Annotated in this window: 19 protein-coding genes and 7 tRNA genes; all 26 read right to left on the bottom strand. The window is 45.2% G+C overall.

Annotated features, from left to right (window positions below; all coding sequences use genetic code 11):
• Positions 1–33 precede the first annotated feature (33 nt).
• A complete protein-coding gene (locus AB6805_RS25070; RefSeq protein ID WP_370912191.1) occupies positions 34–1,218 on the bottom strand; it encodes a FecR family protein in 1,185 nt (394 codons plus the stop codon).
• A 73-nt stretch (positions 1,219–1,291) separates the two neighbouring features.
• Positions 1,292–1,900, bottom strand: coding sequence for an RNA polymerase sigma factor (locus tag AB6805_RS25065; RefSeq protein WP_370912190.1), 609 nt, complete (start codon positions 1,898–1,900; stop codon positions 1,292–1,294).
• Between the two features lie 281 nt (positions 1,901–2,181).
• Positions 2,182–2,252 (bottom strand) — tRNA-Gln (locus AB6805_RS25060).
• Between the two features lie 104 nt (positions 2,253–2,356).
• Positions 2,357–3,397, bottom strand: a complete 1,041-nt coding sequence (locus AB6805_RS25055) for a glycosyltransferase family 9 protein (RefSeq protein WP_370912189.1) — start codon at positions 3,395–3,397, stop codon at positions 2,357–2,359.
• Between the two features lie 10 nt (positions 3,398–3,407).
• Positions 3,408–4,013 (bottom strand): DUF4254 domain-containing protein, encoded by a 606-nt coding sequence (locus tag AB6805_RS25050; RefSeq protein ID WP_370912188.1) that lies wholly within the window; start codon positions 4,011–4,013, stop codon positions 3,408–3,410.
• A gap of 609 nt (positions 4,014–4,622) precedes the next feature.
• Positions 4,623–6,056 (bottom strand): APC family permease, encoded by a 1,434-nt coding sequence (locus AB6805_RS25045; RefSeq protein WP_370912187.1) that lies wholly within the window; start codon positions 6,054–6,056, stop codon positions 4,623–4,625.
• Positions 6,057–6,134: 78 nt separating this feature from the next.
• Positions 6,135–6,749, bottom strand: a complete 615-nt coding sequence (locus tag AB6805_RS25040; RefSeq protein WP_370912186.1) for an OmpH family outer membrane protein — start codon at positions 6,747–6,749, stop codon at positions 6,135–6,137.
• 117 nt (positions 6,750–6,866) lie between these two features.
• Positions 6,867–7,865 carry a glycerophosphodiester phosphodiesterase gene (locus AB6805_RS25035; RefSeq protein ID WP_370912185.1) on the bottom strand — a complete coding sequence of 333 codons (999 nt, stop codon included), beginning with the start codon at positions 7,863–7,865 and terminating at the stop codon, positions 6,867–6,869.
• Between the two features lie 132 nt (positions 7,866–7,997).
• Complete coding sequence (locus tag AB6805_RS25030; RefSeq protein WP_370912184.1) at positions 7,998–8,690, bottom strand: DUF4397 domain-containing protein; 693 nt, start codon at positions 8,688–8,690, stop codon at positions 7,998–8,000.
• A gap of 98 nt (positions 8,691–8,788) precedes the next feature.
• Positions 8,789–13,087, bottom strand: coding sequence for a DNA-directed RNA polymerase subunit beta' (rpoC, locus tag AB6805_RS25025; protein ID WP_370912183.1), 4,299 nt, complete (start codon positions 13,085–13,087; stop codon positions 8,789–8,791).
• 121 nt (positions 13,088–13,208) lie between these two features.
• Complete coding sequence (gene rpoB / locus AB6805_RS25020) at positions 13,209–17,018, bottom strand: DNA-directed RNA polymerase subunit beta (protein WP_370912182.1); 3,810 nt, start codon at positions 17,016–17,018, stop codon at positions 13,209–13,211.
• Positions 17,019–17,237: 219 nt separating this feature from the next.
• Positions 17,238–17,609, bottom strand: coding sequence for a 50S ribosomal protein L7/L12 (rplL, locus tag AB6805_RS25015; protein ID WP_370912181.1), 372 nt, complete (start codon positions 17,607–17,609; stop codon positions 17,238–17,240).
• A gap of 96 nt (positions 17,610–17,705) precedes the next feature.
• On the bottom strand, positions 17,706–18,233 hold the full coding sequence (gene rplJ / locus AB6805_RS25010; protein ID WP_079470669.1) for a 50S ribosomal protein L10: 528 nt from the start codon (positions 18,231–18,233) through the stop codon (positions 17,706–17,708).
• Between the two features lie 58 nt (positions 18,234–18,291).
• On the bottom strand, positions 18,292–18,981 hold the full coding sequence (gene rplA, locus AB6805_RS25005; protein ID WP_089902929.1) for a 50S ribosomal protein L1: 690 nt from the start codon (positions 18,979–18,981) through the stop codon (positions 18,292–18,294).
• Between the two features lie 44 nt (positions 18,982–19,025).
• Positions 19,026–19,469, bottom strand: a complete 444-nt coding sequence (gene rplK, locus AB6805_RS25000; protein ID WP_079470671.1) for a 50S ribosomal protein L11 — start codon at positions 19,467–19,469, stop codon at positions 19,026–19,028.
• 227 nt (positions 19,470–19,696) lie between these two features.
• Positions 19,697–20,884, bottom strand: a complete 1,188-nt coding sequence (locus AB6805_RS24995; RefSeq protein ID WP_370912180.1) for a transglutaminase domain-containing protein — start codon at positions 20,882–20,884, stop codon at positions 19,697–19,699.
• Positions 20,885–20,973: 89 nt separating this feature from the next.
• Positions 20,974–21,540, bottom strand: coding sequence for a transcription termination/antitermination protein NusG (gene nusG, locus AB6805_RS24990; RefSeq protein ID WP_079470673.1), 567 nt, complete (start codon positions 21,538–21,540; stop codon positions 20,974–20,976).
• Positions 21,541–21,741, bottom strand: a complete 201-nt coding sequence (gene secE, locus AB6805_RS24985) for a preprotein translocase subunit SecE (protein WP_079470674.1) — start codon at positions 21,739–21,741, stop codon at positions 21,541–21,543. It abuts the gene before it with no gap.
• A gap of 100 nt (positions 21,742–21,841) precedes the next feature.
• Positions 21,842–21,912, bottom strand: a tRNA-Trp gene (locus AB6805_RS24980).
• 101 nt (positions 21,913–22,013) lie between these two features.
• A complete protein-coding gene (gene tuf, locus AB6805_RS24975; protein WP_370912179.1) occupies positions 22,014–23,201 on the bottom strand; it encodes an elongation factor Tu in 1,188 nt (395 codons plus the stop codon).
• Positions 23,202–23,273: 72 nt separating this feature from the next.
• Positions 23,274–23,347: transfer RNA gene (locus AB6805_RS24970), tRNA-Lys, on the bottom strand.
• 114 nt (positions 23,348–23,461) lie between these two features.
• Positions 23,462–23,533, bottom strand: a tRNA-Thr gene (locus tag AB6805_RS24965).
• A 23-nt stretch (positions 23,534–23,556) separates the two neighbouring features.
• Positions 23,557–23,629, bottom strand: a tRNA-Gly gene (locus AB6805_RS24960).
• 198 nt (positions 23,630–23,827) lie between these two features.
• Positions 23,828–23,909: transfer RNA gene (locus AB6805_RS24955), tRNA-Tyr, on the bottom strand.
• Between the two features lie 57 nt (positions 23,910–23,966).
• A tRNA-Thr gene (locus AB6805_RS24950) sits at positions 23,967–24,040 on the bottom strand.
• Positions 24,041–24,275: 235 nt separating this feature from the next.
• Positions 24,276–24,575, bottom strand: coding sequence for an HPF/RaiA family ribosome-associated protein (locus AB6805_RS24945; RefSeq protein ID WP_079470676.1), 300 nt, complete (start codon positions 24,573–24,575; stop codon positions 24,276–24,278).
• Positions 24,576–24,695 lie beyond the last annotated feature (120 nt).

The following is a 24,695-nucleotide window of genomic DNA, read 5'->3' as shown; positions in this document are numbered from 1 at the left end:
TCTTATGATCCGGCAGCTGCAGCACCGGTTTCATTACTGTTTAACTACAATGTTTCTCCCGTGGATTTCAAAACGTACTTTATTGGTTAATTCTAAAATTTTAAACAACTGTTCAGCATTGGCACTTCTGGAAATCTGTCCTGAAAAGCGCGCTGAAATACCTCCCTTATACTCAATCTGGATATCATACCATCTTGCTGCCTGCCGTAAAACCGTTTCAATATCGGCCGCCTTGAACTGAAACATTCCGTTCTTCCATGCGATCACTTCTTCCGTATTTACATCATCCTGCAACTTAATATCCCCGTTAGTGATAACCGAAGCCTCCTGTCCGGGTTTCAGCCTGCTGTCTTGTTTTCCGCTGGTAACTTTTACACTTCCCTCCAACAACGTGGTACGGATTACAGGTTCATCTTTATAACTATTGATATTAAAATGCGTTCCTAACACTTCCACATCTATACTGTTTGCTTTCACGTGAAAGGGCATTGACTCATTCCTGGCTACTTCAAAATATCCTTCACCGGTTAACTCCACCCTTCTTTCCTTTCCTGAAAAATTTGCAGGATACCGTAAGCTGGAAGAAGCATTCAGCCAAACTTTGGTACCATCCGCCAATGTAAGCTGGTATTGGCCTCCCCTGGGTGTAGTGATGGTATTATATACAATTTCCGCAGGCGTAGTACCCGTTATTTTATAAGATACCTGCCCGTTACCTGACTTAATAATTTTTGCCTGTCCTTGTTGCAGCAACATCCCTTCCTTTAAGCTGTCGAGCATCACCTCTGTACCATTGCCTAATTTTAGTACCGCCCTGTTGCTGCCGGGCGGAATCGGGATGTTCTTATCAGGCACATTTGCCTGTGCCACTTCATTTTTCAATGGTGCCTTTAATACAAACCACCAGTAACCAACTCCGGCAAGTGCCAGCGCAAAAACAGCCGCAACAGCCACTCTTTTTAAATAAAGGGAAAATGTTGGTGTTCTTTTTCCATCCGCCTTAATATGCTGCTGCAAGTGATTTTGTATGCCTTCCAACACTTTATTATCCGGCTCGCCTTCCAGCGCATGTTCCTTCAATTCCGTATCAATAATCGCTTCCAGCTGGCTTTCATGCTCCGGTTCTTTTAACATCTGGCTGAAAATCTTCCACTCCTGTTCAGTCATCCTGCCTGTCAGATATTTATCTAATAACTCCTGAAAAATATTGTTCTCCATAAACATTCAATTCAATTCCAAAAAGCAGCTGTATTATTAAAGACGCATAGCTAAACCAGAAGGGGACGTTGGTTTAAAAATAAATATCTGCAGGTCCCTCAAAGAGGAGGTAAACAATTGCTAAAAGCATCGTTATATCTAAATGCCCACTGATATAGGTTCTGAGAAAACCAAGCGCACGGCAAATGTATTTCTTCACCGCTTCCTTTGATACCTGCATGTTCTTCGCTATTTCTTCATGAGACAAGCCCAGGTCGCGGCTCTGCAGATATGCGGTCTTTTGTTGCTGCGGCAATTGCTCAATCGCCCTCGCTATCAATTCCGACAGGTTTTTCTGTGATAAAATTTTATCGGGGAGATAATTTTTCTCTTCAACTTCCCATTCATCACGACTAAGGGGTAATTCCGTCTTCTTTCTCAGGGCGCTGATAATATGATTACGGGCGATAATAAACAAAAATGAGTCAAAACGTTCTACCCCGGAAAGCTTGTTTCTTTCCTGCCAGATCTTCAAAAACACATCCTGCACAATGTCCTGTGCCTGACAGGATGATTTTACATAACTCAGGGCCTGCCAATAGATGTTATTCCACTTCTGTGCTACAAGCACTGCAAAAGCCTTTTCGCTGCCTTCAGCAATCTGCCGCAGTAAAAGCCTTTCATCCATTGCATTTATGTTCATAACGTGAATTTTGCTATTAGGTTACCTGTGGAATTAAAAGGGAAATTAAACATTTGTCTATTTAAACAAGCTAAACAAGCCGGAAACCTACGGGAACGATTGCGTAAATAAAGTGGGAGAATAAAAAATGATAAAGAGGGATTGGGATAACTTGCGTTACCTTTCTTTTCATTAACAGGGATGGCGGCGGGAAGAAATGCAGGTAAAAGAAAAAGCCTTTTTTAACACCCCTATGATTACCTGGATCATAAAGAAAGCTAAAAAAGGCCTGTGATATTTTGTTGCCCAACCAGGATTCGAACCTAGACAAACAGAACCAAAATCTGTCGTACTACCATTATACTATTGGGCAATACCCTTATTGTTTGGGATGGCAAAAGTATAACTTTTTTTATTTCTGCAAAAAAAACTTGCAATATTTTTAAAATATCCTTCGGAATCCTTTGCTGCAAAGACTTATAAAACTATCTCATTCACTTTTTCCGCTATCTGTGCCGGTTTTATCCACTCCATACAGGCGTAATCCCCTCTGAAGCAGGGTTTGTTGCCGAATACAGAACAGGGCCGGCATGGCAGGTCATGAATCTGGATAGCGTTTTCGGGCGACTGCCCATACCCCATAAATCCGGCAAAAGGGTGGGTAGCGCCCCAAACAGATACTACCGGCACCCCAAAGAGTGAAGCCAGGTGCATATTCGCGGAATCCATGCTGATCATCACATCCAGCTGGCTGATAATAGCCATTTCCTCCTCCAGGGAAAAACGCCCTGCCGCCACAATTACCTGCGGATATTGGGCTGCGAGTTGTGTAAGCAACAACACCTCCTGCTTTCCACCGCCTAAAAGAAACACCTGTGTCCCCTGTTCCTGCGCCAGTATACCCAAAACGGCTGCCATATGCTCTAAAGGGTACATCTTTTCGCGGTAAGTGGCAAAAGGAGCCAGTCCTACCCACTTTTTATCCTTTTTTGCACCAGTAACCGCCGTCAGCGTTCCGGGCAACGCACGGGGCTGAAAAACGGGTTTGCGGCCCATTTCACAGCGAAACCCCAGTTGCCGGAATACTTTCGCATACCTTTCTATCGTACTGGTTAACTGCTGCAATACCTTGTTGTCCTTCCGGGTCAGTGCCTTCTTTTCTGCGCGGCCTTTGTCAATAGCCACTACGGATGTACCGCTCAACCGGAAAAAAGTCCGGATGATCTGGGACCTCAGCACATTGTGCAGGTCTGCCACGGCAGTAACCCGGTGCGCCTTTTTTACTTCGCGGAACAAACGATACAGCCCTTTTACCCCCTTATGAATGCCTTTCACATCTGCCGGGAAAAAGGTCAGCCGCGGAATTCCCGCGCATAAAGCGCCCCAGTTCCGGTTGGTCACAAAAACAATCTCCACATCCGGATTTTCATCCAGCACCTGCTTCATCACAGGAATGGTCATGGCTACATCGCCCATAGCAGACAACCGGGTAACCAATATCGTTTTAACTGTGCCCAAGTAGGAAGATTTATTTTTCGTTTTTGTATAAAACCGGGTTCAGGGAAGGATCATTATACATCTTCATTTGCTTGTATACCTTCATGAACTTTTTACCCGCGGCAATATCGGCCAGCAGCGCCTCAATGGCGGAGCTCAGGTCCTGTTGCTGCTCCAGCAGGATATCCAGCTTACGCTGGCATGCTGCACGATGCTCTGGTGTGGCATCCGCACGGGTGGCTTCTTCCAGCATGTGGTAAATTTTCAACGCCAGAATAGACAAACGGTCTATTGCCCAGGCCGGACTTTCGGTATTAATTCCAGCATCCGCAGCAGGCGCCGTTTTGCCATATTTTTCCAGGAAATAACTGTCGATGTACTCCACCACATCCGTGCGCTCCTGGTTGGAACGGTCTATCCAACGCTTAATACCCAATGCTTCTACGGGGTCAATCTTCGGATCGCGGATAATATCCTCCAGGTGCCACTGCACCGTGTCTATCCAGTTTTTCAGGTAAAGCAGGTGCTCAATGCTGCTCTTTTCATAGGGATTGGAAATGGCCTGATGCACATCGTTGTGCTCATGGTAGGCCACGATACTCTGGTTAAATATCTTATTGCACAATTGTGTAAACATGCCGCAAATGTACAAAGGCTGGCGACAAAAAAGAAGCGCATGGTAGAGACCATACGCTTATTGTAAAAGATTGTCATGTGAATGTTCGAGAATGCAAATCGTGAAGGCTTTCAATGGTTATCTTGGGGTTGAGATGCCGTCAAGGTTATACCACCTTATTTTCCTTTTTACCTTGTAATGATGTAATCACACCATGTCGGCAAATAATATTTTTATGATTGTTTGTTTTTGAATATTTTTTGAATGCAGTAAAAATCAATCACTCTAATGGCTAAACGTTTTATTGAGGGTGTTCTAAAATGCTATAGCTGTTAACAAAATTACCAGATCACTAATTACAGGGCCAGGATCACAGACGTTATATTTCATAAACCTGGAGTGGCCTCTTACCACTACTTTTTATGGGAATCTTCTGCTAATGTTGACAACTTCATTTGTTTAATTCTACTCAAATAGTACCGGGTTTTCTAAAATTATCAGGGTTTAAGGTGGACATCTTTATGTCCGTGTGTCTTAGTGCAAATTAAAAGGGGCCACTGCATTTTGCACTGCAGTGGCCCCCTTTTTTTATACAACGTTTGTGGTAATTACAAGGTTTTCTTGTCCAAATTAGCTTTTGGTGGTATCCGGCCGCGTAATCTTGGTAAGATAAAACAGCGGAATACCCAATAAAATAATTCCCAGTCCGGGTAAAGTATAGTTGGTTTCAAATACCAGCAACAAAGCTGCCAGCGATAATGCCGCTATGATGTAGATCATTGGCAGTACCGGGTAACCAAAAGCTTTGTACGGTCTTTCTATCTCCGGGCGTTTCTTTCTTAAAATAAAAATTCCGAGGATCGTCAGCACATAAAATATCAATACCCCGAAAATTACCAATGCCAGCAAGTCGTTGTACCTGCCGGTCAAACACAACATGGATGCCCATGCGCACTGGATCCACAAACCATAGGCAGGCACGCTGTGTTTATTCAGTTCACCCGCTTTTTTAAAGAACAATTTATCTTCCGCCATTGTGTAATAAATCCGCGCACCCGATAAAATCAACCCGTTATTACAACCAAAGGTGGAGATCATGATCATCACTGCAATGATTTTAGCACCGCTGGAACCAAAGATCTTCGCCGCGGCAGCCACCCCAACACGGTCGTTGGCAGCAAACGCAATTTCATTCAGTGGCAACACCGCCAGGTACATCAGGTTACAGCTCACATAAATAATGGTTACAATCAGCGTCCCCAGGAAAAGGGAACGGCCGATATTTTTAGAAGGATTTTTGATCTCTCCTGCAATGAAGGTCACATTGTTCCAGGCATCACTGGAAAACAACGAGCCTTTCATGGAAACCGCGATGGCGCCAAATAGTGCCAGCCCAGATAAGGCTGCCGTTACCACCGTACCGTTCTGTGATGAAACCGCCGCCGCATCCCAGGCATGCTGCCAGTTGGCCTGCCAGATCTCAGACTTTGCCCCAAACAGTAACCCGAAAATAATGAGCCCGAATAAAGACAACAGCTTCGCCAATGTAAATACGGTTTGTATCAGCTTACCGTGGTGCACACCACGTGTATTGATAAATGTTAGTAAGATGATAGATACGATGGCGACTATCTGCGCCGCAGAAATCTGCACGATACCGGCGTCCAGCAAAATGTTCTTCTCACTGAAACCCGGGATCAGGTAAGCGGTAAACTTTGCAAAGGCCACCGCCACAGCGGCAATGGTACCGGTTTGAATAACACCGAACTGCGTCCAGCCAAATAAAAAGGCGATAAAAGGATTGTAGGCTTCCCGGAGATATACATACTGGCCGCCGGCCTTGGGGAACATTCCTGACAATTCACCATAACTCATGGCTGCAATCAGCGTAACAAAGCCCGCCAGTACCCACATAGCGGTAATCCAGCCTGCCCCTCCCACGCTACGGGCAATTTCTGCTGTTACAATAAAGATCCCGGAACCTATCATAGATCCGGCAACAATCATAGTAGCATCTAATAGGCCCAGGGATGGCTTGAATGATTTAGTTTGGTTGATTTCCATATAGATATTTATAAAAAATCCCGGCTCATAAGGGAACCGGGACTATAAGATAGAAAAAATTTCTGATGGTTTATCCGCTTATTTGGCAGGAGTGGCGGCGCTGTTATTATTCATTCCTTTAATAACGTCCGGTGTTACATCGTAAGCCGGATCTTTATACAGGATGTTGCTGGCGGTACTGCGGTAAGAGAATATATACGCAAAACGCTTGTCGGCATTATATGATTTCAGGAAATCATCCAGTCTCTTCTGCAATTCTTCATTAAACTTAGTTTCCTGCTCGGTATAGCTGGCACGCAGATTCTGCGCTTCCTCCTCTAACTGCTGCTGCTTAGACATCAGACTACGCTGTGCTGCCTCTCCCTGTTCCTGGGTAAGGGTAGATGCTCTGCGCTGCAGGTCTGCATACTCACTCTGCAATGCACGGGCCTTGCCTTTCAGCTGGTTGTCCATTTGCTGTTGCTTCTGCTCCAGTAAGCCTCTTTTTTCCTTGAAATACTCAAAATGCGCTTCCAGTGAATCCAGATCTACATAAGCAATTTTAAAACTACCCGCAGCAGGTGTACCGCTGTTTGCCGCACTTGATGCAGCTGGTGCACTGTTACCAGCTTTATTTCCCTGGCAAGACATCAATAAACCGGCTGAAAATGCCGCTAATAATCCTTTATTCACTAATTGTTTACAAGTGCGCATGTTAATAGGTGGATTTGCTTCTTTTAGTACATTTGAAAAATGGAACGGCTAAAATAAGGTTTTTAATGGATTTTCATATTCCCGTCCATTTTTTTAGCTAGGTTTTAACGAATATTATTACTTCACCTTCTCCAACAGGATCTCCGGCTCATTGGTGGTAATATAATCCACCCCGTTTTTCAGTAAATCGTCCATTATTTCCGGATTATCTATTGTCCACGCATTGGTAGTTACTTTGTGTTGCTTTGCAGTGGCAATGAGCTGCGGATCATTCCTGAATACCTGCTGGTTGTAATCCAGTCCCCATATACCATCGGCCTGCAACTGTGCGGGCGTTTTATCCCCATTCAGGTAAGCTATTTTAGCCGCGGGATCCAGCTCCTTTATTTTTTTGCAGATATTATAGTCAAAGCTGATGTAGAACATCCACGCCTGGGCCTTCTTAGCCTGCACCATCGCTACTGCTTTGGTGGCCAGCAAATCGCCCCTGCCGGTACGGGAAGGCTTCAGCTCCAACACCAGCCGTGTGCGGTGCTGCTCCTGGATCACATCAATAAACTCTTCCAACGTGGGAACCCGGTCGCCGTTCTTCAGCTGAACCGTTTGCAAATCCGCCAGGGTACTCTCTTCCACCTTCTTTCCTCCTATCTCCGGATCATGTGAAATTACCAGTTCATTATCTGACGATAACCACACATCAAATTCTGATCCTTCACAACCCAGCTTCATCGCATCTTTCAGGGAAGTAAGGCTATTCTGGCTGCCCGCCTGATGCTTCCATGCACCGCGGTGGGCCACTACTTTATTGCGGATAAAGTCATCCGCCACCAGCAGGAATTCAGCGGTATCCGCCCCGGCTTTAATGCGGACCGGATACTTAAAATCACCTTCTTTGCCTACGGCAGCTTTCTTTTTCAGTTTCAATTCATGGCCGCTGACAGTAAATAACCCGGACTTGTCTTCCAGCAAGGTAGCCGCTGATAACTGCCCGTTCCTGTCATAGATTTTACCAATTACCGCGTTCTTTTGCTGAACGGGAATCGTATAGGCATCAAGGTAAGGAGCGCTGGCTTGCTGCGCCGCTGCAGCTGTACCTATCAAGGTTATTCCTGCCATCAGAAATATTTTTTTGCAATTGTTCATGTGGTCCGCGTTTGTGGCTAAAATAACGCGCAATTTATTCATTTCCACCCCCTGGATGGAAAAACACTACGTTAAATTACTATAAAGCTTTAAGATGCGACTGCTTTAATTATGCTGTATCAGCAACACATTGAACCTGGCAGGGTCCAGCGGATAACCGTTGCTGATAAGCGTATACACTTTACCGGCCTGGGTAGCCATATCGAAGGTTTTCAACACTTTGGAGGAATCAATCCAGCGGAAATTGATCTTGTAATGGGCGCTGTCGCCATAAAGCGGCGCAAATCCAGTTTGTGCAGGAAATGTCAGTCCCCTGAAAAAGCGGGGAAACGTATCGGAATAAACATCAATGCCAAGCGGTGTCTGGTTTGGCCTGAATGCCTGTGCAAAGTTAATCACCCTGAATTTAGACATCCCTGCAGCCGGAGCGCTCAGGTCATCTTCAGTAGTGATCAGTATTTGACGGCCTGCACTGTCAGCGCCTACATAAGCAGAATAAAAACGGTTGTTACGCAGAAAGATCTGCCCCTGGTATACGGCCACGCCAGGCTGCCTGGTGTTGGTAATAATCAGGTTGTATTTCTGGGCCCGGAAAGACTTATATCCTGTATTGGTTCCATAGCCTACATTGCTGGCAACAGTGAAAGTATCCAGCATCACATTAAACTGATCATTGCCAGGCGCTGCGTTTACAAACAAAAAGTTACCGTGGGTATCGGGTACCGCACTGTCACTGTTTTTCTTACAGGCCCCCAGTATCAACAACAATATTAAAACAGGAATGATCAGGTGTTTCATGAAATCCGCTTCTTTTTACGCACTCAAATGTAGTAATATTAAAACAAAAAGCGCCTGCCTTTGGGGCAAGCGCTTCCTGTTTTAATATCTGTGTAATACTATTCTTCTTCGTCAAACTGGAACACTTCCTTAGAAGAGGCCAGGATGTCGTATTCTTCCTTGGAACCTACGATCATGTTTTCAAACTCACGTAAACCAGTACCGGCAGGGATCAGGTGACCTGTGATCACATTCTCCTTCAGACCCATCATATCATCGGTTTTACCGTTGATAGCAGCCTGTGACAATACCTTCGTGGTTTCCTGGAACGAAGCAGCAGAGATCCAGCTACGGGTACCGAGGGATGCTTTGGTAATACCCTGCAGGAGCGGACTGGAAGTAGCCGGCTGTGCATCGCGGAATTCTACCAGTTTTTTATCTGCACGACGCAACAGGGAGTTTTCTTCACGAACCTGGCGCAGTGTTACTATCTGACCTGCTTTCAGGTTAGCAGATTCACCGGCTTCCGTTACCACCTTCTTATCGAAGATCATATCGTTTTCTTCAAAGAAATCAAACCTGTCTTCTGTATCTCCTTCGAGGAAGCGGGTATCACCCGGATCTTCGATGTTTACTTTACGCATCATCTGGCGAACAATCACCTCGATGTGTTTATCATTGATCTTCACACCCTGTAAACGGTATACTTCCTGGATTTCATTAACCAGGTATTCCTGTACAGCAAACGGTCCTTTGATAGACAGGATGTCTGCAGGAGTAGTAGAACCATCGGAGAGTGAAGTACCGGCCTTCACAAAGTCACCGTCCTGTACCAGGATATGACGTGTTAACGGCACCAGGTATTTCTTCACCTGGCCTTCACGGCTTTCAATGATGATTTCGCGGTTACCACGTTTGATGTTACCAAAAGCTACCACACCGTCGATTTCAGAAACGATGGCAGGGTTGCTCGGGTTACGCGCTTCAAAGAGCTCAGTTACACGTGGCAGACCACCCGTGATATCCCGCAGTTTACCGATAATACGTGGGATCTTCACGATTACCTGACCGGCTCTCACCTTATCTCCTTCAGAGATAACAATGTGGGAACCTACCGGTAAGTTGTATGATTTCACCTCTTTATTACCATCTACCATGATAGACGGGATCTTATTCTTGTCTTTGGTTTCAATTACCACTTTCTCACGGTGACCGGTCTGTTCGTCTGCTTCTTCACGGAAGGTAATACCTTCAATGATGCTGTCGAAACGGATGGTACCCGGGATTTCAGACACGATAACGGCGTTGAACGGATCCCATGTGCAGAGCATATCACCTTTCACTACTTTCTGTCCGTCTTTCACCAACAGGGTAGAACCATAAGGAATGTTGTTGGTTACCAGCAGACGGTCATTTTTCACGTCCATGATACGCAACTCACCGGTACGACCGATAACGATCTGTACTTTTTCGCCCTGGTTGTTTTCGTAAGTGGTAGTACGTAAGCCATCGAATTGAACGGTACCATCAAACTTAGCTGGCAAACCGGATTCAACGGAAGTAGAACCGGCAACACCACCCACGTGGAAGGTACGCAGTGTCAACTGTGTACCAGGCTCACCGATCGACTGTGCAGCGATGATACCCACGGCATCACCTTTCTGTGCAGTGTAACCGCTGGCCAGGTTTTTACCGTAACATTTCACGCACACACCCCGACGGCTTTCGCAAGTCAGTACAGAGCGGATCTCTACGGTTTCAATAGCACTTTCTTCAATTCTGTGTGCAATTTCTTCAGTGATTTCAGCACCGGCACCAACAATCAGTTCCTCATCATTATGAGGATCAAATACGTCGTGCAGGGAAGTACGTCCGAGGATACGGTCATACAGTGTTTCAATCACTTCTTCATTATCTTTCAATGCGGAAGTAGCAATACCACGGAGAGTACCACAATCTTCTTCATTAATTACCACATCCTGCGCAACGTCTACCAGACGACGGGTCAGGTAACCCGCATCCGCCGTTTTCAACGCCGTATCCGCAAGACCCTTACGGGCACCGTGCGTAGAGATGAAGTATTCCAATACGTTCAAACCATCTTTAAAGTTGGACAATACCGGGTTTTCGATGATCTCGGAACCGGTAGAACCACTCTTACGCGGCTTGGCCATCAGACCTCTGATACCAGCCAGCTGTTTGATCTGCTGCTTGGAACCACGCGCACCGGAATCCAACATCATGTATACAGAGTTGAATCCTTGCTTGTCTGTTGCCAGCTCACGGATCAGGGTTTCTGTCACCTTCGTATCCACACGTGACCAGATATCAATGATCTGGTTGTAGCGTTCGTTGTTGGTGATCAGACCCATGTTATAGTTATCCCAAACTTCTTCTACTTCACCGGCTGCACCATCAATCATGTCCTGCTTAACATCCGGAATGATCAGGTCATTAATGTTAAATGACAGACCACCGCGGAACGCCATGCGGAAACCTAATTGCTTGATGTCATCCAGGAACTTCGCAGTTTTTGGAATGTCTGTTGCTTTAATGATATCACCGATGATTTCACGCAGTGATTTCTTGGTCAGCAGGGCATTTACATAACCGGCTGCTTTAGGTACGTGCTGGTTAAACAGTACGCGGCCCACAGTAGTGTCGATCAGTTTTCTTTCCAGCTCACCGTTTGCATTTCTTACATCAGCTTTAACACGGATGTGAGCATGCAGATCGATACGGTCTTCGTTCAATGCGATGATTACTTCTTCAGCAGAGTAGAAAGCTTTACCTTCTCCTCTAACTACTACATCACCGATTGTTTTCTTACCCTTCGTAATATAATACAAACCAAGCACCATGTCCTGTGAAGGCAGGGTAATTGGCGTACCATTCTGCGGGTTAAGGATGTTATGGGAAGACAGCATCAGTAACTGGGCTTCCAGGATTGCAGCGTTGCTCAACGGAACGTGTACTGCCATCTGGTCACCATCGAAATCCGCGTTGAACGCAGAACATACGAGCGGGTGCAACTGGATCGCTTTACCTTCCACGAGTTTAGGCTGGAAAGCCTGTATGGACAAACGGTGCAGGGTTGGCGCACGGTTTAACATAACCGGGTGACCTTTCAGCACGTTTTCCAGGATATCCCAAACCACCGCTTCTTTACGATCTACCAGCTTCTTCGCTGATTTCACAGTTTTAACGATGCCTCTTTCAATCAGTTTACGGATAATAAACGGTTTGAATAACTCAGCCGCCATATCTTTCGGTAAACCACACTCATGCAGTTTCAGTTCAGGTCCTACCACGATAACGGAACGTCCGGAATAATCCACACGTTTACCGAGTAAGTTCTGACGGAAACGGCCTTGTTTACCTTTCAGTACGTCTGACAGTGATTTCAGTGCACGACCACCTTCCGCTTTCACCGCGTTGGATTTACGGGAGTTGTCGAACAGGGAATCCACCGCTTCCTGCAGCATACGTTTTTCGTTACGAAGGATCACCTCAGGCGCCTTAATTTCGATCAAACGTTTCAGACGGTTGTTACGGATAATTACCCTGCGGTAAAGGTCGTTCAGGTCGGAAGACGCAAAACGGCCACCATCCAAAGGAACTAACGGACGCAGTTCCGGCGGTACCACAGGAATATATTGCATTACCATCCATTCAGGACGGTTTTCCACACGGCCATTGGCTTCACGGAAAGCTTCCACCACGCTCAAACGCTTCAGCGCTTCCGCTTTACGTTGCTGGGAAGTTTCAGTAGCAGCCTGGTTACGTAACTGGTAAGAAAGGCTGTCCAGATCAATCCGGGCCAGCATCATTTCTACCGCTTCCGCACCCATTTTAGCAATAAACTTGTTAGGATCTTCATCCGGTAACAGCTGATTGTCTTTTGGTAAGGTGTCCAGGATATCCAGGTACTCTTCTTCAGTGAGCAAGTCACCGTAGTTCATGCCTTTTTCCTGCTTCATGCCCGCCTGGATTACTACGTATCTTTCATAGTAAACGATGGTTTCCAGTTTCTTGGAAGACATTCCAAGCAGGTAACCAATCTTGTTAGGCAGGGATTTGAAATACCATATATGTACAACGGGTACCACTAAACGAATGTGACCCATTCTCTCACGACGTACTTTCTTCTCCGTTACCTCAACACCACAACGATCACACACGATACCCTTATAACGGATACGTTTGTATTTTCCGCAATAACATTCGTAGTCCTTTACAGGCCCGAATATCCTTTCGCAGAATAAACCATCACGTTCCGGCTTGTAAGTACGGTAGTTAATGGTTTCAGGTTTCAGCACTTCACCGTATGAACGCTCCAGGATAACATCCGGAGAGGCCAGACTGATGGTAATGCTGTTAAAATTTGATTTAGGACGATTTTCTTTTTTGATAGCCATCTGTAATTAGCTTTTAGCTGTTAGCCGTTGGTGGTAAGCCAGCGACAAAAATTTTATTCCTGCGAAATATCCAAGCTATCAGCCACTGGCATCACTGCCAATGGCTGGTAGCTAAAAGCTCTTAGTCAAATTTCAGATCCAGACCCAGACCACGCAATTCATGGATCAATACATTGAAGGATTCAGGCACACCGGCTTTCGGTATGTTGTCTCCTTTCACGATAGATTCATATGCTTTGGCACGACCCACGATATCATCGGATTTAATTGTAAGCAGTTCCTGCAGGATGTTGGATGCACCATATGCTTCCAGTGCCCATACCTCCATCTCACCAAAACGCTGACCACCAAACTGGGCTTTACCACCCAGCGGCTGTTGGGTAATGAGACTGTACGGTCCGATTGAACGGGCGTGCATCTTATCATCCACCATGTGGCTCAGTTTAAGCATATAGATAACACCTACGGTTGCTTTCTGGTGGAAACGGTCGCCCGTTTCACCATCATGCAGGTAAGCGTGACCAAAGCTAGGTAAGCCTGCTTCCTTGATATAATCAGCAATTTCGTCTGTAGTAGCACCGTCAAAGATCGGAGTCGCAAAACGTACGCCCAGTTTCAGACCTGCCCAACCTAATACGGTTTCATAGATCTGTCCGAGGTTCATACGGGAAGGTACCCCGAGTGGGTTCAGTACGATATCCAGTGGTGTACCATCTTCCAGGAACGGCATGTCTTCATCACGCACAATCTTGGCTACGATACCCTTGTTACCGTGACGTCCCGCCATCTTATCACCCACTTTCAACTTACGCTTGCTGGCCAGGTAAACCTTTGCCAGTTTCAGTACGCCCGCTGGCAGCTCATCACCGATAGAGATGTTGAACTTCTCACGTTTGTAACGACCTAGCTCTTCGTTGAACTTGATGTTATAGTTATGCAGCAGGGTATTGATCTGATCGTTCACCACTTCGTCTGTTGTCCAGCCCAGCGGATTCACGTTCATGAAATCAATATTTACCAGGTTCTTCGGAGAGAACTTGGAACCCTTTGAGATCAATACTTCACCGTAAGTGTTGGTAATACCCTGGGAGGTTTTATCCTTCAGTAATACCAGCAACTTGCTCATCAGCACTTCCAGCAGGTCTTCCGCATTCTTCTGGTGAATTTTCTCCAGTTTCTCGATAGCTGCTTTCTCGCGGGTTTTGGAATTTTTATCTTTCTTGGCGCGACTGAACAGTTTCTTATCAATCACCACACCTTCTGTTGACGGAGGCGCTTTCAATGAAGCATCTTTTGCATCAGAAGCCTTGTCACCAAAGATCGCTCTTAACAGCTTTTCTTCAGGAGAAGGATCAGATTCACCGCGCGGAGTGATTTTACCGATCAGGATATCGCCTTCCTTAATGTGCGCACCAACACGGATGATACCGTTCTGGTCGAGGTCTTTTGTAGCCTCTTCACTTACGTTAGGAATATCCGGAGTCAGTTCTTCTTCACCCAGTTTGGTATCACGAACTTCCAGTTCATATTCATCAATGTGGATGGAAGTAAACAGATCTTCACGTGCAACACGCTCAGAAATTACGATCGCATCCTCAAAGTTGTAACCTTTCCATGGCATGAACGCTACCTTCAGGTTGCGTCCCAGCGCCAGTTCACCACCACGGGTAGCGTAACCTTCTGTTAGGAAGTCGCCATCCTTAACACGCTGACCTTTCTTAACGCAAGGTCTGAGGTTAATACAGGTGCTCTGGTTGGTTTTTACGAATTTGGTCAGTGTGTAAACGATCAGATCGTCTTCAAAGCTCACCAGTTTCTGCATTTCATCCCGCTCGTAACGAACATGGATTTCATTTGCATCCACAAATTCGATCACACCATTACCATCTGCAGTAATCTGCAAACGGGAGTCACGCGCTGCCTTGCCTTCCAGACCGGTACCTACAATAGGAACTTCCGGATTCAGCAGTGGCACAGCCTGACGTTGCATGTTTGATCCCATCAACGCACGGTTGGCATCATCATGCTCCAGGAACGGAATCAGTGATGCACTCAAACCTACGATCTGGTTAGGCGCCACGTCCATGAATTCCACTTCTTCTCTGTCGAGGATCGGGAAGTCACCGGTTTCGCGGGATTTTACCTTATCATTTATAAAGTGTCCTTTATCATCCAGTGGGGCGTTGGCCTGTGCAATCTTCACAGAATCTTCTTCCTCAGCGCTCAGGAACTCCACTTTATGCATGTCCACTTTACCATCTCTTACTTTGCGGTAAGGCGTTTCAATAAAGCCCATCTCATTCACCTTCGCGTGAACACAAAGGGTGGAGATCAGACCAATGTTCGGACCTTCCGGTGTTTCAATCGTACACAAACGGCCATAGTGGCTGTAGTGAACGTCACGCACCTCAAAGCCTGCTCTTTCACGACTCAAACCACCGGGTCCGAGAGCGGAAATACGGCGTTTGTGGGTGATTTCAGACAGCGGGTTCGTTTGATCCAGGAACTGTGACAACTGGGAAGTACCAAAGAAGGAGTTGATCACGGAAGACAGGGTCCTCGCATTGATCAGGTCTACCGGCGTAAATACTTCGTTATCACGTACGTTCATTCTTTCACGGATGGTACGTGCCATACGTGCAAGACCAACACCAAACTGAGCATATAACTGCTCGCCTACAGTACGTACACGGCGGTTAGACAGGTGATCGATATCATCGATTTCTGCCTTACCATTTGTGAGCTGTACCAGGTACTTGATGATGGAGATGATGTCGTCCTTCGTCAGCACTTTCATGTCTAACGGAGTAGGAAGACCTAATTTTCTGTTGATCTTGTAACGACCTACGTCACCTAAATCGTAACGTTTGTCGGAGAAGAACAATTTATCAATAATACCCCTTGCTGTTTCATCATCCGGCGCATCCGCTCCGCGCAACTGGCGGTAGATGTGCTGAACGGCTTCCAGCTCAGAGTTAGATGTATCCTTGTTTAATGTATTGTAGATGATGGAGAAATCACCACTCACCTCTTCCTTCTGAACAAACACGCTTTTCAATCCCATGTCTACAATGGTTTCGATATTCGCTTCATCCAGGATGCTATCGCGCTCCAGCATAATTTCATTACGCTCGATGCTCACCACTTCACCGGTATCTTCATCCACAAAGTCTTCCACCCAGCTTCTTAAAACACGGGCAGCCAGCTTCTTGCCGGCATATTTATCAAGACTTTTTTTGTCTGCTTTTACTTCATCTGCCATGCCAAACAGCTGCAGAATATCTTTATCTGTTTCATAGCCGATGGCACGCAACAGGGTGGTAACCGGGAATTTCTTCTTACGGTCGATGTAAGCGTACATCACGTTGTTGATGTCCGTTGCAAACTCCATCCATGCGCCCTTGAACGGGATCACCCTTGCAGAGTAGATCTTGGTTCCGTTCGGATGTACAGATTGACCAAAGAAAACACCAGGTGAACGGTGCAGTTGGGATACAACAACACGCTCAGCACCATTAATAACGAAAGTACCTCTTGGAGTCATGTAAGGAATGTTACCTAAGAACACATCCTGGACAATCGTCTGGAAATCCACATGCTCCTCATCATTACAGCTGAGGCGGAGTTTCGCTTTCAACGGTACAGAATAAGTAAGCCCGCGCTCAATACACTCCTCGATCGTATAACGCGGCGGATCCACGAAATAATCAAGGAATTCCAGATTAAAGATATTTCTGGTATCCGTAATCGGGAAGTTCTCTTTAAATACTTTAAAAAGGCCTTCGTTGTTTCGCTTGTCTGGTGTGGTTTCTAATTGGAAGAAATCCTTGAAAGATTGGATTTGGATAGCCAACAGATCCGGTGTCTCAGTAACTTGTTTGATCTTTCCAAAATTTACTCTTTCGTTTGTTTGGGCTTTTTTTAGAGACATATTCGAAGTTAGCAGTTATATGACTTGTAAGAATTAGGGAAATTAAGATTTCTTTGCCAATACCATCCCAATTTATTTATGCCTTCTGCACGTGGTCAAAGTCACCTGTTAGTGATTCCCCCGTTTTGACTCTCTGAAAAAGACACTTTCCCAAAGGGAATAAGGCCAAAAGTGCAAAAGCACTTTTGACCTTTAAAAGATGTATACTTAAGCAAAGAATTACTGAATCTCAACATCAGCACCAGCTTCGGTCAGCTTAGCTTTCAGGTCTTCTGCCTCAGCTTTGCTAACGCCTTCCTTGATGGATTTAGGCGCACCGTCAACCAGTTCTTTCGCTTCTTTCAGACCTAAGCCGGTCAGATCTTTAACGATCTTAACAACGTTCAGTTTGCTTGCACCTGCAGCTTTCAGTACAACGTTGAAGGCAGTTTTCTCTTCAACAGCAGCAGCTTCGCCACCACCAGCAGCAACTACAACTGCAGCAGCAGCTGGTTCGATGCCATACTCAGATTTGAGTACATCTGCGAGATCTTGTACTTCCTTAACAGTTAAACCTACTAATTGTTCAGCTAATGCTTTTACGTCTGCCATTTTATAATGTTTTAATGTAATGTTTGTAATGTTGTTGTTAATTATATTGTGACTTGGAAGCCAATTTTGAATGCGGGTAGCCAAAGGCCATCCACACTATTCTGCCGCAGGTGCTTCCACCCCAGCTTCTTCTTTCTTGCCTTTTTCCAGTAAAGCAGCAATAACGCGCTTTGCAGGAGATTGCAACAGACCAATAACTTCGCCGATAAGCTCGTTCTTCGTCTTGATGTTGGTTAAAGCAACCAGCTGGTTGTCACCTACGAATACTTCGTCAGCAACAAATGCAGCTTTCAGTACTGGTTTTTCCAGTTTACCGTTCGCTTTACGGAATGCAGAGATGATCAGAGCCGGCTCTTTCGGGCTGTCAGAGAACATCAGGGCAGTAACACCATGCAGACTGTCAAACACACCTGCATATTTTTCGCTGTCCAGAGATTCCAAAGCCTTACGGATCAGGGTGTTCTTAGCCACCTTCATTTCCACCTGCTTGTCGAAGCATACTTTCCTCAGGTCATTCACCTGCGCTACCGTTAATGATTCGGTATTAGTGACATAAAAGTTGCTGTATTGAGAGAACTTACTTTTCAGCAGTTCGATCGCATCATTTTTTTGATCTTTATTCATATTATAACGTTTGTAGCAAGCCCCATCTTTGCAGATAACGGCTACAACTCGTGATCAATTAGTTTTGAACAGATTTAGTATCGATAACAATACCAGGACTCATGGTGCTAGCCATAGACAGACCTCTCAGGTAAGTACCTTTTGCAGTAGCCGGTTTCAGCTTGATGATAGCATTGATCAGCTCTAAAGAGTTCTGCTCAATTTTATCAGATGCGAAAGATACACGACCGATAGAAGCATGGATGATACCAGCCTTATCTACCTTGAAAGTGATTTTACCGCCTTTAACATCGTTCACTGCAGCTGCAACGTCGTTTGTAACAGTACCGGTCTTAGGGTTTGGCATCAGGTTACGAGGACCTAAAATCTTACCCAGTTTACCGATCTTCGGCATTACAGATGGAGTAGCTACGATTACATCTACATCAGTCCAGCCAGCTTCGATCTTCTGGATGAATTCATCCAGTCCAACGAAATCAGCACCTGCTTCTTTTGCAGCAGCTTCTTTATCAGGTGTGCAAAGCACTAACACCTTCTTAGTTTTACCAGTACCGTGTGGAAGCGTTACGGAACCACGGATAGCCTGGTCTGCTTTCTTAGGATCAACGCCTAAGCGGATATGTAAATCGACAGAGCTGTCGAATTTAGTACAGTTAATATCTTTAACTAAGCTGGAAGCCTCTTTCAGGCTGTAAACCTTATTTTTTTCGAGCTTAGCGTCAGCTACTTTTCTCTTTTTAGTTGCCATTTGTCAAAATGATTTTAAGATCCTGCCTCAACAGGGTGAAACAATTAGTTTTCCCAAGGGGCTTTACCATCAACAGTAATACCCATGCTGCGAGCAGTACCAGCTACCATTTTCATAGCGCTGTTCAGCGTAAAGCAGTTCAGATCAGCCATCTTGTCTTGTGCAATAGCTTCTACCTGAGCCCAGGAAACTTTACCCACCTTGTTACGGTTAGGTTCTTTAGAACCACTCTGCAATTTAGCAGCTTCCAGCAGCTGTACAGGTGCCGGAGGAGTTTTAATTACGAAGTCGAAAGATTTGTCAGTGTAAACAGTCAGCAACACAGGCAATACTTTACCCATTTTATCCTGGGTACGGGCATTGAACTGTTTGCAGAACTCCATGATGTTCACACCTTTGGAACCCAGCGCGGGACCAATTGGAGGTGCAGGATTGGCCTGGCCGCCTTTCACCTGCAATTTCACGTACGTTGCGATTTCTTTTGCCATGTTTCTTAATTTAATTTGGTTAAACGCCCTCTGCCAAACAGAAGACTCCCAAAAGTAAAAGACTAAAAATAACCTTTTAAAGGGGATGCAAAGGTATATATTATTATGAAATTGTCCAAAAGTATTTGAAATTGGGCATCCTTTTTGCTCTGGATGGGATTTTTTTTACAAATCTATTGCATTTCCCGTAAAATTTCCTTACTCTCCGAAGCGGGCAAAGTTACAACTTATCTCCCACTTGCATATAACAATTCTTTCCGCTTCCCTTTCTCCGTCTTTATATACTTACCTACAAACAACTGCTCATTTCCCACCTTTTCCTTCATCCCGGTAACCGCCTGCTGCAATGCCGCTATATTAGCGCTCATCGCATCATCGTTACCTTCCAGCCCGGAAAGTGCCTTCTCTGCTGCTCCCAGCTTCCCTGCTATCCCGTCGATCATCTTTCTCAATACCTCATCCTTTACTTCCGGTACAAATTCACGGTTCTTAAAGTCCACATACTCATTATATAACCTCACCACCTCCGTGTAATCCCGGTTCACCCCGTTAAACTGATCCACCCGCCGGTTTCGCATCTCAATTTCCTGATTGGCCGCCAGCACCTTTATCGACTGGTCCATCCAGTCCAGCTCCGTCATAATGAACGGATTGGCCGCTCCCCCAAACCGCCGGATCCTCGCAGCTGCATACTGTAACCGCTGCAGCCGCGATTGCCGGAACCAGTTACTCAGGGTATCGTTATAAGCAAAAACGGGGCGTTTCGCCGCAGCTGCAAAAGCCTGGCTGCCCAGCTCATCATGACGCAGCGGAAACGGCAACATCTGCCACATCGGGTCGTAAGGCATGTGGGTTTTTACCGCCACCTGCGGCGCCGACTGGAACCACGTCCAGTTAGTCTGCTGGATAAAACGGCCGTTATCCACCACCCCCGCTCCCCAGGTGGGATCTGTTATCGTCCACTGACTTCCATTCTTTACTACCACCCAGTCGTGCGAACCGGTTGGCAGCATAATATCGTTCTGTAATCCGTAACCAGTTACCACCACGGCGGTGATACCGGCCTCCCGGCATACCCGGGCATATAATACCGCATAATCAGTACTGAGTCCCTTGCGGGTACGCAACGTTTTTAGCATCGCCGCTGCAGAATCCCGGTAACTGCTTACGCGGTTTACATTCTCTGCATCATAGGCTATGTGCGTAGCCATCCAATTGAACAAAGCACGTTGCAATGCCACACCGTTTCCTGTATGGGCTTTCAGCCATTTGGCCATTATCTCGGGAGAAGTGGTAGCCTCTTCCGGAATGGAAACAGTGGCCGTTGCTGCGGCCGGCTTAACAGATTTCCCGGACTGGGCGCCTGCAGCGGTAACCAGCAGGAGTCCGAGCATTACAGTAATCACTGACTTCATATCAATAGATATAGGAGGTATATCGGATAAACGAGAAAAAGCGTTCCGCATAAAACGGAACGCTTTTCAATAAAGAGTTATATAACTTACTAAGAAAGTTTTTCTACCTGCATAAAGTTCAGCTCTACCGGAGTAGCACGGCCAAAGATCTTTACAGTTACTTTCAGTTTTTTCTTGTCTTCAATTACTTCCTCAATCACACCATTGAAGTCGTTGAACGGACCATCAATAATCTTAATGGTTTCCCCAACAATGAAAGGCTCGCTCATGGTCAGTCCCTGATCACTCAGTTCATCCACCTTACCTAACATCTTGTTTACTTCAGATTTACGGAGTGCGATAGGCTTTTCCTTTCCGAGAAAGTGGATAACACCGGATACGTTGCGTATTGCCTGTATTACTTCATCGGTCATCTTACCATCTACTGCTTCGATCATCACATATCCGGGATAGAAGTTCTTTTCGCGCATCACTTTTTTACCAGCCTGCACTTTATAAACTTTTTCTACCGGCAGGAAGATCTGGCTGATTACGTTACCCCAATCGGAGCGGCGTACTTCAATATCCAGGTATTCCTTCACTTTTTTTTCCTTGCCACTAACAACGCGGAGTACATACCACTTTGTTTCCTGAGCAGGAAGATTGGCTGCATCCATTTATTTAGCTTTGAAAATTTGGTAATAGTGAGTTAACACGAAGTTGGAAGCGGCATCCATACCCCAAACCAGCCCGGTAACAAATATTGTTGCTATCAGCACAATCATGGTAGAAGACTGGAGCTCTTGCCAGGTAGGCCAGGACACCTTGTAAACCAATTCATGATAAGACTCGCGGAAATAGTTTCTGATCTTATTCATTATATAAAGTTAACTATTTATGGTCAATTGTTTAAAGCCTAAAAATGGTTGACTTGTTTTCTTGTAACAACTCAACCATTTAATTATTTTCTAAACCTTGCACGGGTACTAGGATTCGAACCCAGATCAAAGGTTTTGGAGACCCGTATGCTACCGTTGCACCATACCCGTGTATAAAGCCATTAGCACTCAGCTTTCAGCGCCAGCAAATATATAAATAAATGTTGACATTTAAGAGCCAAAGCTAATGGCTTTTAATATAATTCAGATGCTTACTTCAGGATTTCAGTAACCTGACCTGCACCTACTGTACGACCACCTTCACGGATAGCGAACTTCAGACCTTTGTCCATAGCGATAGGCTGGATCAGTTTAACTGTCAGGCTAACGTTATCACCAGGCATAACCATTTCAACACCTGCTGGTAATTCAACTTCACCGGTTACGTCAGTAGTACGGAAGTAGAACTGAGGACGGTATTTGTTGAAGAACGGAGTGTGACGGCCACCTTCTTCTTTGCTCAGTACGTATACTTCGCATTTGAATTCAGAGTGAGGTTTGATAGAACCTGGCTGGCAGATAACCATACCACGACGGATCTGAGTTTTCTCAATACCGCGGAGTAACAGACCAGCGTTATCACCTGCTTCACCTTCGTCGAGGAGTTTCTTAAACATCTCAACACCAGTACAAGTAGATTTCAGTGGTTCTTCCTGCAGACCTACGATTTCAACGTTCTCACCAACTTTGATGCGACCGCGTTCGATACGACCTGTAGCAACTGTACCACGACCAGTGATAGAGAATACATCTTCTACTGACATCAGGAACGGTTGATCAACCGGACGTGGAGGCAGTGGGATGTAAGTATCAACAGCTTCCATCAGTTGGTCGATAGCAGCAACCCATTTTTCGTCACCAGCGAGTGCGCCGGTTGCAGAACCCTGGATTACAGGAACGTTATCACCGTCAAAACCGTTAGAAGACAGCAGATCACGGATTTCGATTTCTACCAGTTCCAGCAGTTCCGGATCGTCTACCAGATCAACTTTGTTCATGAATACTACGATACGAGGTACACCTACCTGGCGAGCCAGCAGGATGTGCTCTCTTGTTTGCGGCATAGGACCATCTGTAGCTGCCACCACGAGGATAGCACCGTCCATCTGAGCAGCACCGGTAATCATGTTCTTCACATAATCCGCGTGACCAGGACAGTCAACGTGAGCGTAGTGACGAGCAACTGTCTGGTACTCAACGTGAGCTGTATTGATAGTAATACCTCTTTCTTTTTCTTCAGGAGCAGCATCGATCTCATCATATCCTCTCTTCTCTGCCAGACCTTTATTTGCCAAAATTGTGGTAATGGCAGCAGTCAAAGTAGTTTTACCATGATCCACGTGGCCGATGGTACCAATGTTTACGTGGGGTTTATCCCGCTTGAAGGTTTCTTTTGCCATTGTATTTTCTTTTTAGATGGTTTGTAAAGATTGTATTGATTGTTGTTTTAAAAAAACGGTTTTACAAACTTGTACCGTTGATGAGAATTGAACTCATGGCCTTCCCTAAATAAAAATGGGTTGCTCTTCCATTGAGCTACAACGCTAAGTTTTAATTTCGGAGTGCAGAATTTACAAATTCGAATTCCGAAATTCGAATTTTATGGAGTTTGTTGAGGCGATTGAAAAATTCACTACAACTATTCTTCTAAAATTCAATGAGCTGTTGAAGAGAATTGAACTCTCGACCTCTTCCTTACCAAGGAAGTGCTCTACCCCTGAGCTACAACAGCTTGAAAAATTGCTTTAAAATACGAGCGGGAGACGAGGTTCGAACCCGCGACCTACAGCTTGGAAGGCTGTCGCTCTACCAACTGAGCTACTCCCGCATTTTTTAATTCACTAAGCTTCCGGCAAACAACACTGCAACTTTCCACTTATAGAATTATTAGAATAAAAATAAGAGCTTTAAAGGCTGTTGTACCACAGGTTTAGGGTATGCTGTCTACTACTTCTGATTTCTCACCCTCTACTCAACAACTATGTTCCGCCTCTGCGAAGGGCAAAAGCGGAACACGCTGTTTTTGTGGGCAGGATAGGATTCGAACCTATGAAGACGTAGTCAGCGGATTTACAGTCCGCCCCATTTGGCCGCTCTGGAACCTGCCCCTAACTATCTTTTGATTTTGTCATCCGGCTTAATAAACAACCAAATAAAAATCGATGAGCCAGCAGAGGGATTCGAACCCCCGACCCACTGATTACAAATCAGTAGCTCTGGCCAACTGAGCTATGCTGGCATCTTTCAAAAAACATTCTTTCAATAAAGTAACTCGTTGAAAGAGAGCGCAAAATTAAGAGATTTTTTCAATTCTCAAAATCTTTTTTTCAGTTTGTTACAAATATCTAAAAATTTATCTGCTTCCCCGAAAACGCCCTACCATAAAGAACTTTGCTACCTTTACCGACCCTCTTTTTGAATCGGGATGGCAAAGGTAGCAAAGAGATTAATATTTCCAAAATTATTTCAGAGAATTATTGAAATTTCTTTTCCTTCTTTCTTTTTACCTGCTCAACGAGGGATTCAAAGGCAAGGTCGAAGGACTCTTCGAAGGATTTGGACTCGTGCTTAACAAACAGGTCCTGACGGGGTATTCGGACTCTTATCTCGGCTATTTTATCTTTAATTTGATGCGCTAAATTATCCACTTTTAAAAATACATCCACGCTAATGATACGGTCATAAAAAGTGTTCAGTTTCTGAACTTTCTTGTTCACATGATCTATCAATTTGGAATCAGCATCAAAATGCACAGTTTGAATTTGTACGTTCATAGCACTAATTTTTTAAATATTTAACAATCTAGGTTCTAGTTAGTAAAGGAAGGTCATAGGCATTCTCTTTTAGCATAATGAACTTGATTACTAATATAGTCACTTTTGCAATGCAATGCT

Origin of the sequence: Chitinophaga sp. RCC_12, from assembly GCF_041360695.1 — a bacterium.
GTDB lineage: Bacteria > Bacteroidota > Bacteroidia > Chitinophagales > Chitinophagaceae > Chitinophaga.
The sequence above is the reverse complement of the archived record's forward strand: the minus strand, read 5'-3'. Positions and strand labels throughout refer to the sequence as shown.

Excerpts from the sequence above, each read along its gene's own strand:
- AB6805_RS25070 (WP_370912191.1), bottom strand. The coding sequence starts at position 1,218 with ATGGAGAACAATATTTTTCAGGAGTTATTAGATAAATATCTGACAGGC.
- AB6805_RS25065 (WP_370912190.1), bottom strand. The coding sequence starts at position 1,900 with ATGAACATAAATGCAATGGATGAAAGGCTTTTACTGCGGCAGATTGCT.
- AB6805_RS25050 (WP_370912188.1), bottom strand. The coding sequence starts at position 4,013 with ATGTTTACACAATTGTGCAATAAGATATTTAACCAGAGTATCGTGGCC.
- AB6805_RS25045 (WP_370912187.1), bottom strand. The coding sequence starts at position 6,056 with ATGGAAATCAACCAAACTAAATCATTCAAGCCATCCCTGGGCCTATTA.
- AB6805_RS25040 (WP_370912186.1), bottom strand. The coding sequence starts at position 6,749 with ATGCGCACTTGTAAACAATTAGTGAATAAAGGATTATTAGCGGCATTT.
- AB6805_RS25035 (WP_370912185.1), bottom strand. The coding sequence starts at position 7,865 with ATGGCAGGAATAACCTTGATAGGTACAGCTGCAGCGGCGCAGCAAGCC.
- AB6805_RS25030 (WP_370912184.1), bottom strand. The coding sequence starts at position 8,690 with ATGAAACACCTGATCATTCCTGTTTTAATATTGTTGTTGATACTGGGG.
- rpoC (WP_370912183.1), bottom strand. The coding sequence starts at position 13,087 with ATGGCTATCAAAAAAGAAAATCGTCCTAAATCAAATTTTAACAGCATT.
- rpoB (WP_370912182.1), bottom strand. The coding sequence starts at position 17,018 with ATGTCTCTAAAAAAAGCCCAAACAAACGAAAGAGTAAATTTTGGAAAG.
- rplL (WP_370912181.1), bottom strand. The coding sequence starts at position 17,609 with ATGGCAGACGTAAAAGCATTAGCTGAACAATTAGTAGGTTTAACTGTT.
- rplJ (WP_079470669.1), bottom strand. The coding sequence starts at position 18,233 with ATGAATAAAGATCAAAAAAATGATGCGATCGAACTGCTGAAAAGTAAG.
- rplA (WP_089902929.1), bottom strand. The coding sequence starts at position 18,981 with ATGGCAACTAAAAAGAGAAAAGTAGCTGACGCTAAGCTCGAAAAAAAT.
- rplK (WP_079470671.1), bottom strand. The coding sequence starts at position 19,469 with ATGGCAAAAGAAATCGCAACGTACGTGAAATTGCAGGTGAAAGGCGGC.
- AB6805_RS24995 (WP_370912180.1), bottom strand. The coding sequence starts at position 20,884 with ATGAAGTCAGTGATTACTGTAATGCTCGGACTCCTGCTGGTTACCGCT.
- nusG (WP_079470673.1), bottom strand. The coding sequence starts at position 21,540 with ATGGATGCAGCCAATCTTCCTGCTCAGGAAACAAAGTGGTATGTACTC.
- secE (WP_079470674.1), bottom strand. The coding sequence starts at position 21,741 with ATGAATAAGATCAGAAACTATTTCCGCGAGTCTTATCATGAATTGGTT.
- tuf (WP_370912179.1), bottom strand. The coding sequence starts at position 23,201 with ATGGCAAAAGAAACCTTCAAGCGGGATAAACCCCACGTAAACATTGGT.
- AB6805_RS24945 (WP_079470676.1), bottom strand. The coding sequence starts at position 24,575 with ATGAACGTACAAATTCAAACTGTGCATTTTGATGCTGATTCCAAATTG.